Source organism: Synergistaceae bacterium, assembly GCA_017540085.1.
Taxonomy (GTDB): domain Bacteria; phylum Synergistota; class Synergistia; order Synergistales; family Aminobacteriaceae; genus JAFUXM01.
In genome coordinates this window covers 22,141-39,625 of sequence record JAFYBQ010000042.1, presented here as the reverse complement: position 1 = coordinate 39,625, position 17,485 = coordinate 22,141, and the positions used below count along the sequence as shown (strand labels likewise).

Here is a 17,485-nt window from a genome sequence, read left to right as displayed (position 1 = left end):
TCTATATTTTCCTGTTGTCGATTACCCTTACTGCTTTTCCTTCAGACCGTACAATAGTTTTCGGAGCGACAAGGGTAACCTTTGCCGTTAATCCTAACATTGAGCGCAGACCCTCGACAAGTTTCGCCTGACGCTGATTCACAACGCCCAAATTATCGGTGAACATTTCCGGGGTCATTTCGACTCTCACATCAAGCGTGTCTGTGTTGTTCACCCGGTCAACAATAATCTGATAGTTCGCCGGGTAGCCCTGATTGATTAGGACGGTCTCAATCTGCGACGGGAAGACGTTTACGCCGCGGATAATGAGCATGTCATCGGTACGCCCCTTCAAGCGCGACATTCTGACGTGAGTCCTTCCGCAGGGGCATGGCTCGTAACTGAGGCTGGTAATATCGCGTGTCCTGTAGCGAATCAGCGGGAAGGCTTCCTTCTCCAGTGTCGTGAAAACAAGCTCGCCCGTGCTGCCTTCCGGGAGGACCTCGCCTGTTTCAGGGTCAATAATCTCCGGGATAAAATAATCCTCGTTGATGTGCATACCGTGCTGATCTTCACACTCAAACGAAACGCCCGGCCCGCAAAGCTCCGTGAGGCCGTAAATGTCGTAAGCCTTGATTCCCATTGTGGCCTCAATATCGCGCCTCATGCTTTCGCTCCATGCCTCAGCACCGAAAATCCCGGCTTTGAGCGGAATATCATCGGGGGACATTCCCATTTCCTTCATGCGCTCGCCGATAAACGCCGCGTAACTGGGAGTGCAGCAAAGAATTGTCGCGGACAAATCTTTGATGAACATAATCTGCCTGTCTGTGTTTCCTGACGAGGCCGGAATAGTGAGAGAGCCGACAAGATGACTCCCGCCGTTGAGGCCAGGCCCGCCCGTGAACAGTCCGTAGCCGTATGAGACCTGCACGACATCTTCATTTGTCCCCCCTGCGGCCATGATTGCCCGGGCGCACATTGTCTCCCATATGTGAATGTCGTTGAGCGTGTAGAAGGCTACGACTCTCTGTCCTGTTGTGCCTGATGTTGACTGAATACGCACGCAGTCTTTCAGGGGGCGGCCCATTAAGCCGTAGGGGTATGCCTCGCGGAGGTCTGCCTTTGTCAGGAACGGGAGAAGGTGAAGATCGTCCATTGATTTTATGTCATCGGGAGTGAGTCCCTTCTCCTGCATTTTCTTGCGGTAATAGGGGACATCTTCCCAGGCGTGGCGGACTTGCTTCAGGAGTCGTTCATTCTGAAGTCTGCGAATCTGCTCGCGGGGCATTGTCTCAATTTCGGGCTGATAATACTTTTCCATAAAGATAAAACCTTCCTCGATGATAATATTTCGTCTGATACCCCCTCTTCCCCCTCTGTGTCCACCTAACTTAGGGGGGAGGGAGACAAACGGAAGGGGGGTAAAATTTATGCGTTTCTCCCTAAATCGAAAGCCTTTCGGTTAAGGTCTAAGAATTTCGGGGGTACACATCCTGTAATTGCTTCCTGCCATGACTCCGGCGTGATGTCCGTGAAGTAGTGAGAGAGTCGGCCAAGCAGGACGAGATTAACGGCTTTGGGACTTCCGGCGGTCTCAGCAAGTTTCAGGCAGTCGAGAGCGTCAATTTTCGCGCCTGTCTTCCTGATTTCCTCAAGCAAATTTTCCGGGTAAGTCATCGCGCCTGTAAGAACGGGCATAGGGTCAATCTGCTGTGTTGACGTTACTATTTGGCCGTTGGGCGAAAGGTATTCAATCCACCTTGCAGCCTCTAACAGCTCGAACGACACAATGAAATCCGCCTGCCCCTTGTCGATTACGGGCGAATATACTTTGTCCCCGTAACGCACATAGGTTACGACGCTTCCGCCGCGCTGACTCATTCCGTGAACCTCCGAGACTTTTACGTCATATCCCTGTGATGTGAGGAGATGTCCCAAAAGTTTGCTTGCGAGTACGCTCCCCTGTCCGCCGACTCCGACAATCATTATATTTTTCGTGGCCATTGTTATTTTCCTCCGCTCACAATACGCTCGATAACAGCATCTGTAATAACATTATTTGCGGCTCGTTCTGCGATTCGTTCAACGTCTTCAAGTGTTACTGGCTGATATATTCTCCTGATTACCGCAAAAGCTGTAGCAAGGCCGAGAATTATCCAGAAGCCCATTACACTCCACATGCAAATGCTCCGAATGCCGTCAAATTTTGCCTCAAGCTGTCTCATTTCTGACTTGACATCACGAATTTCCGCCGCTGTTTTCTCGTACAATGACTCAATCCGTTTCAATCTCGCGTCTATTTCACGGACATAAATATCTCCCTGAGCCTCGGCCATGTTACTCGCCTCCCCTGAATGCCCCGAACCTGCACCGCTGTTTACACACTCCGCACCCAACGCACAATGTATCATCTACGTGTGCTTTTCCGTCCCTAACCGACAGTGCCGGGCAGCCTATCTTCATGCAGGCTTTGCACCCAATGCACAATGACGGCTCAACCCTCAGCGGGGGCTTGTGCTTTACGGTCTTCAGCAGGGCGCATGGTCTCCGCGAAATTATCACTGATGACTCGTCAGCTGATAATTCCTCCTTCAGTGCCTCGGCGCATTCCTTCAGGTTATAGGGGTCAACGACTCTCACCCGCCTGAATCCCATTGCCCTGCATAAGCTCTCAAGATCGATTTTCCCGGCCGGGTCTCCCTTAATGTTCAGTCCTGTTGTCGGGTTCTGCTGATGTCCCGTCATGCCCGTGATAGAGTTGTCGAGGATGATTACGACTCCCTTGCTCTGATTGTAGGCGATATTCGCGAGTCCCGTCATCCCTGAGTGCATGAACGTAGAGTCCCCGATTACTGCAACGGCGTTTTTCCCGCCTGCCTTGCTGAAACCGTGTAATGCGCTGACAGAGGCACCCATGCATAGAGTCATCTCCATTGCCGACAGAGGCGCAACAGCTCCCAGTGTGTAGCACCCAATATCACCCAGCACCGTGCATTTTGCCTGATTCAGCGTGAAGAATATTCCCCGGTGAGGACAGCCCGCGCACATCATCGGAGGCCGTGCGGGAATCTTCACATTCTCAGACAGCCTCAGCCCTTCAGGAGCCGGAAGCCCTAATTTTGACGCTATGACATTCTGACTCAGCTCGCCGAGACAGCCGAACAATGATTTTCCCTCGCACTGAACGCCCATAGCCCTGCAATGTTCCTCTATGAAGCCGTCTAATTCCTCTACAATCACGAGCCGTTCAACATGGCCGGAAAACTCGCGTATTTTTTCGTCAGACATTGGCCAAATCATTCCCAGTTTCAGCACGGGGAATCTGTCGCCGAGTGCCTCTTTCACATACTGGTATGAAGTCGATGATGTTATTATTCCGAGTGATGAGTCCGCGCCGGAGTCGATTCGGTTGATGTCTGACTCTTCCGCGAAAGCCTGAAGGCGTTTCATTCTTTCCTCGACAATGGGATGACGCTTTATCGCGTTTCCCGGCATCATCACATATTTTGCTATATTCTTCTCGTAGGGCCGGGCGGGAATTTCTCTGCGCTCTCCTGTCTCAACGAGTGATTGAGAATGCGCGACTCTCGTACACATTTTGACGATGACGGGCGAGTCGTATTCCTCCGAAATGTCATAGGCTCTGCGGAAAAAGTCTAGTGCCTCCTGAGAGTCTGACGGCTCAAGCATGGGAAGTTTGGCGGCTCTCGCGTAATGCCGGGAGTCCTGCTCATTCTGTGATGAGTGCATACCAGCGTCATCAGCCACGCAGATAACCATTCCCGCATTAATCCCGGTGTATGAGACTGTGAAAAGCGGATCTGCGGCGACGTTCAAGCCTACATGCTTCATACCGCAGAAAGATCTTTTTCCCGCTAATGACGCACCGAACGCGGCCTCCATTGCGACTTTCTCATTCGGTGCCCACTCGGAATATATCGCGTCATATTTCGCGGCTTCCTCGGTTATCTCTGTGCTTGGCGTGCCAGGGTAGCTTGACGCGAAACAGCAGCCCGCCTCATATAGTCCCCTCGCGGCGGCGGTGTTCCCCTGCATAAGCTGCTTCATGAAATTTTATCCCCCTTCTGAATTAGTCGGAATTGTAACATTATACTGTTTTTTCTGAACCGCTCATTAATTATTGCTGACTTCACAAACGACTCAGGGAATATGAATCTTGTCGCTAATGTTAAAATTTATGCAAGCGAAAAAATTTCCAGGAGAATAAATTGATGGACAGCAGGTTTTTATTTCTTGAGGACGACTGCCCGAAACTTGCGGAATACGGGCGGAGGGCTGAAGAATGTATATCATCTGACCCAAATATATGCCTCCTCTGTCTCGGACGTATCGCCGAAATCATCACGGAGGATTTGTCCTGCCGGGCGAATATCCCGGACACACCCGGAAAACTTGAGGCATTAACCGCAAAGGGCATAATCACCGATTACATTTCCCGGAAAATATCAGCCCTCACTGACACGAAAAGCGAGGCCGCCAACGAGGGCTATGACTCTGAGTCTGCATGTTCGCGGCTGATTGTTACGGCTGAGGAGTTATGCCGATGGTACATTAACGTGAAAGCCGGGGGGCGTTTCGGATTCTTGGCTGACCTTTTCCCGCCTGACAAGCCCGTGCCAATCCTCATGAATATCTCGGAGCTTGGGCGCGAGGCCGAAGAGAATCTCTACACTAACACCCGCTACTGTCTCATATGTCTTGGCGACATGGGCGAGGCAATCGCAGACCGCTTAATCTCAGAATACGCCATCGAGACTCACGAGCGCGATCAGATAGACCGCATTGATGTCTTGTCTGACAGCGGAAAAATCACGCACGAGGGCAGCAAAATTCTTCACAGCCTCAGAATTGCGCGGAACAAGGCACTTCACGAACGCTACAATGACGAGTACACTTCAGAATCTGAGGGGCGGCGGCTCATTTATGACGCTCTGAGATTGTGCGAATGGCTTTTCATGGAGACGGTGAGACCGGGCTATGTCGTCAAAGCAAGAATCATCGGGGAAAACGGCGCAGGATATTCGGCGGTAATCGGGAGGATTCCTGCTGAAGTCCCTGCCGGAGAGGTGCCGCGCGGGAAAAATGTCATGGCCGGGAAAAAGTATGTCTTCAAAGTTACGGACGTTGATACGGATATAATCAGCCTGAGCATGACGATGGCCGAGGGAGATTACAATTTGTCGATGGCTAGACTTTACGCGAAATACAAGCCGGGGCAGGATGTCCGCGTAACAGTAAAGAGCCTCAGCAATTCAACCGGGGCAGTTGTCGAACTCAGAGACGGACTTGAAGCCCGCATACCTCCGTCAGAATTAGGCCGTAAGATTTACCGCTACGATGACGATCACACAAAGCTGGTGAGATTCGAGACTGTAGCCCGCGTAAAATGGTTCAGCACAAAGGAATACCCCCCTATGCTGTTATCGGTGAAAGATGTCGAGGAACAGCCCGAAATCCCTCCCAGTGTCCCGGAAAAACGCCCGGCCATGTCGGATTTAGACTTCATATCGTTCTGCAAGTCAGCGGAATATGAGCAGATTATCCGCGCTATTGACGAGGGAGCGAATCCCAATGCCGCGAACAGGAATCACACTACAGCCCTTATGACGGCGGCGCAGTTTAACACAAACGCAAGGGCGGTGAAGGCACTTATTGACGCGGGTGCGGATGTCGGCGCGAGAAATCACAGGGGCAACACCGCGCTGATATACGCCGCAATGAGGAATGATTATGACGCTGTGCGGGTAATTCTTGAAGCGGGAGCTGATATTGACATGCTGAACAATGACGGGAAGAAGGCCGCAGATTACGCCGTGAAAAACAAGCGGATTAACGGCACTGATATTGTACGTCTCCTGCGGGGTGAGACGGAAGAAGCCGCCGATACTTTGACGGACGACTCACAGCCCAGATTACAGCCGGAAGAGCCGCAAGCCGAGTCCCAAATGTCGCCGGAAGAGTCAGAGTCCGAAACATCACAGCCTGAATCACACGCCGAGTCCCCAACGCCGCAGGGAGAGCCGCATAACGCTCCCGAACAATCACAGCATGAAGAATACGAAGATGACACATACAGCTACGAATACGGAACAGATGACACACCCAAGCCAACGAAAGAAGACGAAGAAGAAATGACAGAATTACGGCAGAAATTACAGCGGGATTTCCTGAAGATTTGCCGCTCAGGGTCAGAGGACGAAATAGCCGAGGCAGTCTCAGCAGGCGTAAATGTCAACGTAACGAACAAATCTGCGGCGACTGCGTTAATGTTCGCGGCTCAGAGCAACACGGCTCAGGCTGTCGAGATACTCATTCACGCGGGGGCGGTTCTTGACGCTCAGGACGACAGCGGGAACACTGCGCTGATTTACGCGGCCTCATACAATAATGATGATGTAGTTGACACGCTGATTGACGCGGGCGCGGACAGGGACATCACGAATCACGCGAGGCATAGGGCATCGGAATACGCCCGGCATAATTACAGGCTGACAGATACGGAGGCACTCAGCAGACTTTAGCGCATTTCTGTTTTCTTGACATAATTCCGCGTTTAGGGTAATTTTCACGAGTCCTGCTGAAATTCGGCGGGACTCTAATTTTACGTAAAGGAATGATTTTTCCACACATGCCTATTACAGATTTACTCGAACGCAACGCCAAACTTTACGGCGATGAAGTTGCCCTTGTCGAAATAAACCCGGAGCAGTCCGAGCCAGTCCGAATAACATGGAAAGAATACGCCCTCATTCAGCCGACATCATCAAAGCCCTACCGCCGCGAAATAACATGGGAAGTATTTGACGAGAAAGCCAACAGAGTCGCCAACATGCTATTATCACGCGGAGTAAAGAAGGGGCAGAAAGTAGCAATCCTCCTCATGAACTGCCTAGAATGGCTGCCGATATATTTCGGGATTCTGAAGACGGGAGCTATTGCCGTGCCTCTGAATTTCCGCTACTCGTCCGAGGAAATAGAGTACTGCGTGAAACTTGCTGACGTTGATATATTATTTTTCGGCCCTGAATTTATCGGGAGGGTAGAAAACACCGTGCTTGCCCTGGGCGAGTCGTGCCTTCTATTTTTTGTCGGCAACAACTGCCCTTCATTTGCCGAAAGCTACAATGAAGCCGTCAACAACTGCCATTCTTTAGCCCCGAAAATTTTAGTTGAGGACTCAGACGAGGCCGCGATATATTTCTCGTCAGGGACAACGGGCTTCCCGAAAGCTATCCTGCACAATCACACCGCGTTAATGCAGTCTGCGAAAATGGAGGCCGTTCACCACGCAACGACTCATGATGACGTATTTCTCTGCATACCTCCGCTATATCACACGGGGGCAAAAATGCACTGGTTCGGCTCACTGTACACGGGAAGCCGGGCGGTAATCCTCAAAGGAACATCTCCGAAAGCGATTCTTGACGTTGTATCATGGGAACGCTGTACTATCGTGTGGCTTTTAGTCCCCTGGTGCCAGGACATATTGACGGCGTTAGACCGCGGCGAGCTGAAACTAGAAGGACGGAATCTCTCTCAGTGGCGGCTAATGCATATCGGCGCGCAGCCTGTTCCCCCATCGCTGATTCGTCATTGGCTGGAATATTTCCCCTCACACAAATATGATACCAATTACGGACTCTCAGAGTCGACCGGGCCGGGGTGCGTCCATCTCGGAATGGAGAATATACACAAGGTAGGGGCGATAGGAGTCCCGGGTTACGGCTGGGAATTGAAGATAGTCGACAATGACGGCAGGAACGTTCCGCAGGGCGAGACGGGCGAATTATGCGTGAAAGGTCCGGGCGTAATGCTCTGCTACTACCACAACCCCGGCGCGACTCATGAGACTCTCCGGGACGGCTGGCTGTTTACGGGCGACATGGCCATGATGGACGAGGACGGCTTTGTGTGGCTTGTTGACCGAAAGAAGGACGTAGTAATCACGGGCGGGGAAAATATATATCCTGTGCAGGTCGAAAATTTCCTGATAACGCACCCGAAAATTCATGATGTTGCTGTTATCGGACTTCCTGAGCCGAGATTAGGCGAGATTGCCGCGGCGGTGATTCAGGTCAAAAAGGGAATGAGCTGCACGGAGGAAGAAATCAATCATTTCTGCTTAGGTCTGCCCCGATACAAGAGGCCGAGAAAGATAATATTTGCTGACGTTCCGCGAAACCCGACCGGAAAAATCGAGAAGCCGAAATTACGCGAGAAATACGGCCAGGGCAGTAGCTTCTTCAGCGAGGAAGACGCGAAATAATGTCAGAGCTTTGCAGATTTGCCGGGATAGTCATCTATCTGATGTTTTTTGACACGGGGAAGCACAACAAGCCGCATGTGCATGTGAGCTACGGAGAATTTGAAGCTGTAATTGCTATTGATGGAGAATTATTAGCGGGGTCTCTTCCTGCAAGGCAAATGAAAATTGTTACGGGCTGGCTTGCGTTTCACGAGGATGAAGCATACAGGGCTTGGAATTTAGCCGTTCAGGGAAAACATTTCGACAAAATTCCGCACACAAAATAGGAGGAGTATATGTACATCAAAAACGGAATATGTTACGCGGGAGAACTTGAGCCGGGAATAACGATAACAGACGCAAAGCCGCTTGACTGGGGAATAGTGCTTGTAACATTCTCGACAGGCGAGAAACGTTTGTTTGACACAACGGAAATTGACGGGGAAGTCTTCAAGCCTCTTGCTGACCCTGAAATTTTCCGCCATCCCGTTATAGCATACGGCACAATAACGTGGGACAGGGGAAACATAGACATTGCCCCCGAAACTGTTTACTCCATGAGCTACCCCTACGACTCGGAGATGCTATAGCATGTACCCTACGTTATTTCACATATTCGGCCTGAGAATCGACTCATACAGCGTGATGTGGTTCATAGGCTTGTCGCTGGCTATAATCTGGGTGATAAAGCGTCTTGAGCTTTACGGCCTCGATGAGTACGAGTCGCGCAAAATCATGGCCGTGTCGTTTTTCTGCATGATGATCGGCGCGATAGTCTTCAAGAATTTCCGCAGGCTTCCCCGCGTATTCTCTGACCCGTCATATATCCTCACCGTAAGAAACTGGGGAGTCAGCGAGTTTGGCGCGGTGCTGGGCGCGTTCCTGTCGGCGTTCGTGATGTGCATGTTCTCCCGTAAAGTGTCATTCGCGAAACTGTGCGATGCGGCGACTCCTCCCGCATTCCTCGCAATAGCCATAGGCCGCTGGGGGTGCTTCCTCAACGGCTGCTGCGTGGGACTGCCGACAAAATTTTTCACGGGGATTCATTTTCCTTTCGACAAGCCCGGACTCTTCCGTCATCCTGTGCAGATATATTACTCTGTCATTTCGCTTGTGATTATCGGGATATTGTTATATGTTGAACGCAGAGTCATTCCCCGTCAGCAGAAGAAATATTACTCTGTCATTGCCCCGCTGGGAATAATCCTGTACGCGCTTATGAGATTCGCTGTTGTCCCGGCAAGGGGCAGGCATTCGTTGCTGTTCATGATTCCGCGCTGGCAGTATTACACCACGTATACGATACTTGCGGGGGCGTTCCCGTTTCTGTGCGTGTGGATTCTGCACAGCCTGTATAAGCTGAAATCACATAGTCAGGATAAGTAAAACGCGCCATGAATAAATCACAATTCACCGCTAAAATACATGGCCGTAAAAATCAAAGGAGGTAATACCATGAGGACACGAAAATTTTTGGCGTTCATGTTAGCGTCCGCGTTAATCATTTCTGCGGCGGGGAACGCATATGCGCTTTCCTCGGCGGCATTAGGGCAGGCGAATCCGATTGTCCCTATCGTCAAAAAAGCATCTCCGGCAGTCGTGAATATTGACGTGGAGAAGACAGCAAGAAGATCTATATCCCCTTTCCCGTTTGATGATGATCCGTTCTTCAAGAGATTTTTCGGGGACAGCTTCAAGGAGTTCACGCGCTCTGTGCCGATGAAGGGGCGCGGCTCAGGCTTCATAGTCAGCAAAGAAGGCAGAATCCTCACAAACAATCATGTTGTTGACGGCGTAGACAAAATCACGGTGTCATTACAGCTTTCGGACGGGAGCAAAAAGACGTACCCCGCAAAAATCATCGGAGGAGATCCCACATATGACTTGGCTGTGATAAAGATTGAGCCTGATGGAGATTTGCCCGTTCTTGAGCTGGGAGACTCTGACGCTCTTGAGGTCGGCGAGTTCGTCATAGCCATCGGGAATCCTTTGGGCTTTGAGCAGACTGTTACGGCAGGAGTAATCAGCGCAAAGAACAGAAAAATTCACGCGCAGGATGTGAACTTTGACGACTTTTTGCAGACAGACGCGGCAATAAATCCGGGCAATTCCGGCGGGCCTCTGCTCAACATGGCCGGGGAAGTTGTCGGAATCAATACAGCGATTATCCCCTACGCGCAGGGAATGGGATTCGCGGTTCCCGTCAACAAAGCAAAGGAGATTATCGGCGATCTTGTGTCATTCGGGCGTGTCAAACGCGGCTGGCTCGGCGTAAGCATCAGGGGAATCACTCCCGAAATGGCGAAGGCTTACGGCGTTAAGGGCAAGGACGGCGCAATGATTAATGATGTCTTCAAAGGAGACCCTGCCGACAAAGCCGGGATTAAGCGCGGTGATGTCGTTGTCGAGATTAACGGGCAGAAAGTGAAGGATGCCGATGATTTTGTCGCAAAAGTCCGCACAATGGCTCCGAACTCTGTCGCAAGGCTCAAAGTTATACGCAAGGGCAAAGAGAAGACATTTAATGTCAGACTCGCCGAGCGCAACGCAAAAGGAGACGGGAGCGTGGAAAATGAGACTTCCGAAAAAGACGAGAAAGCCGGGGAGAAATCATCAGGCTATGACACGCTAAAGGATTTCGGAATCGCTAAGGTGTCGCCGCTCACAGAGTCGTTGAAGCGGAAATACCGAATCAATTCCGGGAGCGAGGGACTCGTGATTACGGAGATTGACCAGTCATCAAGCGCATCTGCTGACGGTGAAATCCACGAGGGCGATTTGATTGTGGAGATTAACGGCCATGAAGTGAAGACAGTCTCAGAAGCGGCAAAAGCGGCAGGGGATGACAGCTCGCTAGTCCTTATGATAGAGCGCGACGGGGCTACATTCTTTGTGATGGTAAGCAAGCCGGAAAAGTAAGCGTGAAAAAATTATGCGGGATTCCTCATGAGGGAGTCCCGCTTTTTTTGTTACTGAATATCAACTCCGTGCGTTTTTTTCCTTGTGCTGAACTCGTAACAGTTTCGGAAAATTCCTTCAACCATTTCGCGCACATCTTCAGCCGTGTAAATGCCGTGTGAGGACTCAATATGACGTTCGGGAATGACCGCAGAACCGCTAATTTCTGATTCACGATAACTTCTCCCATTCGGTTATAGTAGTACAGTCCATTCTCATGCTCAAGCACATCGAGCGCAGCCCCTCCGAGCTTGCCGGACTCAATCTCCGCTATTATCGCGTCAGAGTCAACAAGTTTCCCCCGCGCCGTGTTTATGACATACGCGCCGGGCTTCATTTTCGCGACTGCCTCATGGCCGATAATGTGATAGTTGTCATCGTTGGCGTTCATGTGGAGGGTGATAATGTCGGACTCGCGGAATATCGTATCACGGTCAGCATACTGCGCGAATTTCCGGGCGGTCTCGTTTTCGTGAACGTCATACGCGAGAATCCTGCACCCGAACCCGGACAAGTGCTGTATAACCGTTGTTCCGATTCTGCCGGTACCCATTACGCGACAGTACACGCGGAAAGATCCCGGCCCAGTTTGTTCTTCAGGGAGTAATCCTGAATATCAGCCCGCCTCAGAATATGCGCGAACCGTCGGAGACACGCAAGCATTAACATAATTGCGTAATCTGCGACTCCTGTAGGCGTGTAGCTGACTGTTCCGACCTTCATCCCGAACTCACGCGCCGCGGCCGTGTCGATATGGTCATAGCCTATTGAGCGCGTCAGAATATATTTCACTCCGACATTGCGGAACGCCTCAAGAGCTTTCCGGGACATGTCGCAGGGAGTGCAGCTCATGCCGCAAATCACTTCCAGTAGTCTAATTTTTCCGGGTCAAGCCCTATTGATGACGCTTTGAATACAGGGTTGCCGTGTTCGCGCCTCTGCTTTTCGTAGTCCTCCAACGCCCTGAAGACTATTCCGCCCCCGGCCATGACGCACGGAATGTTAATCAGTGCCATTCCCGCCATGAAAATATCAGCCACAGCCCACGCCGTAGACATAGGCATTACAGCACCGACAAGAATCACGAGAGCGCAGACGATTCTGAAGCCTGTGATGAATTTCGCACCGGGCATTTTCTTTCCGTTGATGTAGACTAGTGCGTTGTCGACGTAGAAGAGATTTCCCAGCAGTGTCGTGAACGCGAACAATACCATTATCACCGTGATAAACACCGGCCCGGCCTCCCCGAATATGCTCCGCAAAGAGTCCTGTACGTATTGCGCTCCGGCCGCCCCGCTAGTTATCGGAGTCCCGGACATAAGGCACATGAAAGCCGTTGCCGAACAAATCAATATAGTGTCAATGTATACTGACAGCATTTGAATTAATCCCTGCTTTACGGGGTGAGATGTCTCAGCGGAAGCCGCCGCGTTAGGGGCAGAGCCGACTCCGGCCTCGTTGGAGTAAAGCCCGCGCTTTATCCCGTACACAAGGCATGACCCCGCAATCCCGCTCCCTATGGCCTGAAAGTTGAACGCATCCGCAAAAATCATCCTCAAGACCGCCGGAAGCATGTCGATTTTCGCAATCATTATCCCGAACGCCGTAACGACATAAACGACTCCCATCACAGGAACAAGGAGCATTGTTACATCCACGACTCTTCTTGCCCCGCCGAACAAACACCACGCTGTCATGGCCGCCGCAATCCCTCCGATTATCCACGGCGTAACATCCTCATCATAGAAAGTGTAGACGCTGAATGTTGACTGAAGATTGTACGAGCATAGCGCATTGAAGCCGAAAGCATACGTGGCAACCAGGAACACCGAGAATATTACCGCCGTTGCCTTGCTGTGAATTATGGCCTCAATGTAGAATGCCGGCCCGCCGTAACTGTGTCCCGTCTTGGGATCCCTCCGCTTGAAGATTTGCGCTAGGGTGCTTTCAGCCAGTGCGCTCGCTCCTCCGAGAACGGCAAGCACCCACATCCAGAACACCGCCCCCGGCCCGCCGAGACATATTGCGGTCGACACTCCGATGATGTTCCCGGTGCCTACACGCGAGGCAGTCGAAACCATGAGCGCGCCGAACGAGGATATAGCGTTCTTGCTTCCGGGACGCTCCGTGATGAGCTTCATTGAGTCAAACGCAAGCCGCACCTGCGCGAATTTTGACCTGAACGAGAAATATATTCCCGCCAGAGTCAGGACGATAATTAACACGGGGTAATACAGGAATCCGTCAAGGGCATCAAGAAAAGCTGCAAAATCCTGCATGAGTTAAATCCCTCCTGAAATGTGAAAATTTAGATTAATAGGGTAATTGTGATATTATACGCAAATTATCAGGATATTACACAGGAGGTAATGAAAATGTCATCGATAGCAGTAGCAGGTTCACTCAATATTGATCTTGTTATACGCGCACCGCACTGCCCGCAGAAAGGTGAGACAGTTGTAGGCGGGGCGTTTGGCATGGCCGGAGGGGGCAAAGGCTCAAATCAGGCTTTAGCCGCGGCACGGTTGAGTGCGAAATCTCATATTATCGGCTGTATTGGCAGTGATGATTTTGGCCGCAAGCTGAAGAACACGCTTACAGAAAACGGCGTAGACTGTTCCCAGCTTCATACTATGGACAGTGCCCCGACAGGGACAGCAGTAATCACAGTAACAGATGACGGCAATAACTCCGTAATAATTTCGCAGGGTGCTAACTCTTTGCTTGATGACAGGGCTATGATTAAGGCCGCTGATATTTTCGAGTCTTCTGACGCGGCATTGTTTCAGATGGAAAGCCCTGCCAAAACTGTAGCCGCAGGGCTGAAATTGTCCCGCAAGCACGGATGCCGCACGTTTTTGTCAGCAGAACCGCCCTATTCTTTGCCGTCTGATGTCTGGGAGAATATCGACTATCTTATACTGAATGAGAGGGCATTGAGTTTCTACGCAGGGCGCAAGCAGCACAAATCCACAACTGAGATGGCCAATGATATATTGTCGCGGGGCGTTAAGTGCTTGGCCGTAACACAGAGCGCGAAAGGGGGAATGATCTTCGTGAAAGGCGGGGATCATTTTTCATTTGACGCATTCAGCATACGGGCAGTAGACAACACCGGGGCGCGGGACGCATTCTGTGCGGGTTTCTGCGTGGGGCTGTGCGAGGGAATGCCCCTGAAGAGAGCCGCTAAATTTGCTTCAGCCTGCGGAGCTTTGGCCTGCACGAAAATCGGGGCGCACCCTTCAATGCCGTGGCGGCATCAGGTCAGCGCGCTTCTCGGCGAGGCACACGGGGACGATTACGAGCTTTAACCTTTAGGAGGGTAAATCATACATCATGGAAGGCTACAACTATCTGTTGAGTCTTTGCGTTATATTATTGTCAACAAAAATATTCAGCCTGCTTTCACGGCGGGCGCAATTGCCTCAAGTTGTCGGGGCGTTGATGGCGGGATTGTTTTTCGGGCCTGCTGTACTAGGCGCGATAACGTCAAAAATTTTCGGTGTTCAGTTCTGCCTGATGCCGAGTCCGTTATTGTCGCGAATGGCCGAGCTTGGAGTCATCGTGATAATGTTCACTGCGGGAACGGAGACGAACATTGACGAGCTTAAAGCGTCCGGGGGCGTGGGATTTGTCGTCGCACTGCTGGGAGTCATTTTCCCTCTCGGAATGGGCGCGGGGATGATGTATTTCTTTCAGCCCGGAATTTCTTTCCCGTCAGCAATTTTCATAGGGGCTGTGCTTACGGCGACTTCAGTCTCAATCACCGTAGAAGCTCTGAAGGAACTCGGCAAAATGTCAACCAAAGCCGGAAACACGATACTTGCGGCGGCACTGATAGATGACATTCTCGGCCTCATCTGCCTTACTGTAGTTACAGGAATCGCCGGGGGAAACACGAATCTGGGACTCGTTTTCGTGAAGATTGCCGGATTTTTCGTGTTCGTCTGGGTTACAGGGATAATCTACAGGCGTGCGATGATATGGTCAGACCGAGTGCAGGAGTCGCGAAACCTGCGCCGTTATCCTGTGATGGGATTCGCGCTGTGCCTGTTCATGGCGTGGGCGGCTGAGGTGATTTTCGGGATTGCTGACATAATCGGGGCATTTGCGGCGGGAATGATAATCTCAATTTCGCCCAAAGGACAATATATCGCCAGCAAGTTCGACAGTTTAGCGTATCTCCTTCTGACCCCTGTATTTTTCGCTAATATAGGGCTTGAGGTTACCCTCCCGGCATTTTCGTCTGAGATCGTAATATTCACCGTTGTGATGATAATCGTGAGCATAGTCTCAAAGCTCGTTGGCTGTGGACTCGGCGCAAAAATCTGCGGAATGGACAATCATCAAAGTTATGTTGTAGGACTCGGCATGGTTTGCCGCGGGGAAGTCGCGTTAATCGTGGCGGGAAAAGGTGTATCAATGAACCTGATTGAGGAAAGCGAGCTAGGCCCGATCATCATAATGATAATAGTCTGCACGATAATAACGCCTATATTCCTCAAGCGGGCGTTCAGGGGCGCAAAGGACGAAATCGGAAGCACGGTGTTTGAAGACCGCTTCATGCTTGACGATCAGGCCGCTGAGATAGAAGAAGACCTGTATCATCGGCGGAGTCTTCTTTCACGGTAAAAAATTACCATATATACAAATTTCTGTGAAAAATAAAGCCTCCCCGCGTTTTGTGAGGAGGTTTTTTCTCGCTACCCATGACAAGGGGGAGTGCCGTTTACGGCGAGGGGGTAATCACATCTTGAAGGGTATATCCGGCAAAGTCAATTTTTCTCCCGGCGAATATTTCCCCGTAATGCTCAGTCCCTCGTGAACTTTCCCGGCCATGTCAGCAACATCACCCACAGCGTAAGCCCCCGTAACAGCATTCATTGCCAGCGCGCCGCCCGTCTTCAGAGTCAGAGTCTCCGCCTGAATCATGTCGGCCTTAATCTGATTCCAGAGCGGAGATTTGCTACCTCCCTCCGTGATAATCACCCTGTCGACAGGAGTCCCCGCCATTCGCGAACGTTCCGCAATCTCGGAATATTCGCCCGCTATCGCCTCAAGCACCGCCCGCCACAGCGTGAATTGATTCGTGTTCATGCCCATGTTGATGAAGCACCCGTGAACCTCCCGGAATCCTTCAGGGCCGCCCGTCAGCCACGGAAGAAACCTGACTCCCTCAGCCCCCGCCGGAATATCTTTCGCGCCCTCGCTGAGAAAATCATAGTACGAGTCATCACCGGCCTTGTTGCAGACGTTATCCCGGAACCATCTTAACGCAAGCCCCCCCGTCCGAACAAAGCCCCAGTAAAAATAAGTGCCGGGAAGAGTCCCGCTGTTGAAGATTAGTCCGTTCTCCTTCTTGCTGAGACCGGGAACGATTCCGCCAGTTGATATGCAGAACATTGAACACGTCCCGGCAACGTCAACTGCGTGGCCAGGCTCATGGACTCCGCACGCTAACAATGACTGCATAGTGTCGCCCGCGCCCGCGCAAATGGGTGTGCCTTCCGGGAAGCCGGTAATTTTCGCGCACTCAGCCGAAAGGCCACCGATAATGTCCCACGGCCTGACGATTCGCGGCATTAAGTCCTGTGGGATTCCGAGAATGCCGAGCTGCTCATCTGACCACGATTTTTTGACGACATCATAGCCGAGGCCCCAGCCCGACATTGCACCCCAGTCAATGAAAGCGTCCCCGGCTTTGAGTCCGGCCAGGTGCATGAGGATATACGGTGCGTTGTGGATAAATTTGCGGATTTTCGCGGCGTTGGGTGAATTTCTGAGAAGCCATCTTGCGTGAAGAGCCGGGAACAAGCACAAAGGCTCCGGGTTTCCTGTCTCACGCGCCCAGATGTCAAGCCCCCGCGCTGAAAGGCTGTCTGCGTCTTCCTGCGTCCGTGAGTCTAAATAGTTTATGTACGGCGTAATTGCCCTGCCGTTTTCGTCAGCTCCGGCAATCCCGCAGATTATCCCATCTCCCATTACAGCACGGACTGATGACGGGTCTATATTTTTCCCCCGCATGATTTCCGCGCACTTGGCCATACCCTTTAACGCCAGCCGGAAATATTCTTCAACGTCCATCTCAACCCATCCTGCATGAGGGTAATAAAGTGTCGTGGGATTCACGTCAACTGCAACCTGATTCCCCGCCTCATCATATACTGCAACCTTCACGCTTTGAGTCCCTGCGTCAAAACATACATAATGTTTCATTTCCCAAACCTCCCGCGACAATTATACGCCCATAATAAAACGCCCTCCCCGTTCACTCTCGAA

The 17,485-nt window shown here is 51.4% G+C and carries 16 protein-coding genes; 8 read left to right on the top strand and 8 right to left on the bottom strand.

Going from position 1 to position 17,485, the window contains the following annotated elements:
* Position 1: 1 nt before the first annotated feature.
* From IKQ95_10445 to iorA, 4 genes are all read right to left on the bottom strand, one after another.
* Positions 2 to 1,303, bottom strand: a complete 1,302-nt coding sequence (locus IKQ95_10445; GenBank protein MBR4197107.1) for a phenylacetate--CoA ligase — start codon at positions 1,301 to 1,303, stop codon at positions 2 to 4.
* 107 nt (positions 1,304 to 1,410) lie between these two features.
* Positions 1,411 to 1,986, bottom strand: a complete 576-nt coding sequence (locus IKQ95_10440; GenBank protein ID MBR4197106.1) for an indolepyruvate oxidoreductase subunit beta — start codon at positions 1,984 to 1,986, stop codon at positions 1,411 to 1,413.
* A gap of 2 nt (positions 1,987 to 1,988) precedes the next feature.
* Complete coding sequence (locus IKQ95_10435; protein ID MBR4197105.1) at positions 1,989 to 2,318, bottom strand: hypothetical protein; 330 nt, start codon at positions 2,316 to 2,318, stop codon at positions 1,989 to 1,991.
* Position 2,319: 1 nt separating this feature from the next.
* On the bottom strand, positions 2,320 to 4,050 hold the full coding sequence (iorA, locus tag IKQ95_10430) for an indolepyruvate ferredoxin oxidoreductase subunit alpha (GenBank protein ID MBR4197104.1): 1,731 nt from the start codon (positions 4,048 to 4,050) through the stop codon (positions 2,320 to 2,322).
* 164 nt (positions 4,051 to 4,214) lie between these two features.
* Here iorA and IKQ95_10425 point away from each other — a divergent pair, with 164 nt between their 5' ends.
* The 6 genes from IKQ95_10425 to IKQ95_10400 all read left to right on the top strand — a co-directional run bounded on the left by IKQ95_10425 (position 4,215) and on the right by IKQ95_10400 (position 11,167).
* The gene (locus IKQ95_10425; GenBank protein ID MBR4197103.1) at positions 4,215 to 6,524 is read left to right on the top strand and encodes an ankyrin repeat domain-containing protein; all 2,310 of its coding nucleotides are present in this window, start codon (positions 4,215 to 4,217) and stop codon (positions 6,522 to 6,524) included.
* 107 nt (positions 6,525 to 6,631) lie between these two features.
* Entirely contained in the window at positions 6,632 to 8,269 is a 1,638-nt protein-coding gene (locus IKQ95_10420) for an acyl--CoA ligase (GenBank protein ID MBR4197102.1), read from the top strand.
* Positions 8,269 to 8,535: a DUF4160 domain-containing protein gene (locus IKQ95_10415; protein MBR4197101.1), complete on the top strand. Its 267-nt coding sequence runs from the start codon at positions 8,269 to 8,271 to the stop codon at positions 8,533 to 8,535. Before IKQ95_10420 ends, IKQ95_10415 begins: the two co-directional genes overlap by 1 nt.
* Before the next feature lie 9 nt (positions 8,536 to 8,544).
* The gene (locus IKQ95_10410) at positions 8,545 to 8,838 is read left to right on the top strand and encodes a DUF2442 domain-containing protein (protein MBR4197100.1); all 294 of its coding nucleotides are present in this window, start codon (positions 8,545 to 8,547) and stop codon (positions 8,836 to 8,838) included.
* Between the two features lies 1 nt (position 8,839).
* Positions 8,840 to 9,634, top strand: coding sequence for a prolipoprotein diacylglyceryl transferase (locus tag IKQ95_10405; GenBank protein MBR4197099.1), 795 nt, complete (start codon positions 8,840 to 8,842; stop codon positions 9,632 to 9,634).
* A 69-nt stretch (positions 9,635 to 9,703) separates the two neighbouring features.
* Positions 9,704 to 11,167, top strand: a complete 1,464-nt coding sequence (locus tag IKQ95_10400) for a Do family serine endopeptidase (GenBank protein MBR4197098.1) — start codon at positions 9,704 to 9,706, stop codon at positions 11,165 to 11,167.
* A 25-nt stretch (positions 11,168 to 11,192) separates the two neighbouring features.
* On the opposite strand, the gene IKQ95_10395 is transcribed toward IKQ95_10400, so the two are convergent.
* From IKQ95_10395 to IKQ95_10385, 3 genes are read right to left on the bottom strand one after another with little or no spacing between them, the layout of a single operon-like run.
* Complete coding sequence (locus IKQ95_10395; protein MBR4197097.1) at positions 11,193 to 11,774, bottom strand: hypothetical protein; 582 nt, start codon at positions 11,772 to 11,774, stop codon at positions 11,193 to 11,195.
* A complete protein-coding gene (locus IKQ95_10390; GenBank protein MBR4197096.1) occupies positions 11,759 to 12,058 on the bottom strand; it encodes a hypothetical protein in 300 nt (99 codons plus the stop codon). Before IKQ95_10390 ends, IKQ95_10395 begins: the two co-directional genes overlap by 16 nt.
* 8 nt (positions 12,059 to 12,066) lie before the next feature.
* Entirely contained in the window at positions 12,067 to 13,485 is a 1,419-nt protein-coding gene (locus tag IKQ95_10385; protein ID MBR4197095.1) for an alanine:cation symporter family protein, read from the bottom strand.
* 96 nt (positions 13,486 to 13,581) lie between these two features.
* Here IKQ95_10385 and IKQ95_10380 point away from each other — a divergent pair, with 96 nt between their 5' ends.
* Complete coding sequence (locus tag IKQ95_10380; protein MBR4197094.1) at positions 13,582 to 14,517, top strand: ribokinase; 936 nt, start codon at positions 13,582 to 13,584, stop codon at positions 14,515 to 14,517.
* Positions 14,518 to 14,542: 25 nt separating this feature from the next.
* The gene (locus IKQ95_10375; GenBank protein MBR4197093.1) at positions 14,543 to 15,838 is read left to right on the top strand and encodes a cation:proton antiporter; all 1,296 of its coding nucleotides are present in this window, start codon (positions 14,543 to 14,545) and stop codon (positions 15,836 to 15,838) included.
* A gap of 114 nt (positions 15,839 to 15,952) precedes the next feature.
* Here IKQ95_10375 and IKQ95_10370 read toward each other — a convergent pair whose 3' ends face one another.
* Complete coding sequence (locus tag IKQ95_10370) at positions 15,953 to 17,422, bottom strand: carbohydrate kinase (protein MBR4197092.1); 1,470 nt, start codon at positions 17,420 to 17,422, stop codon at positions 15,953 to 15,955.
* Between the last annotated feature and the right edge of the window lie 63 nt (positions 17,423 to 17,485).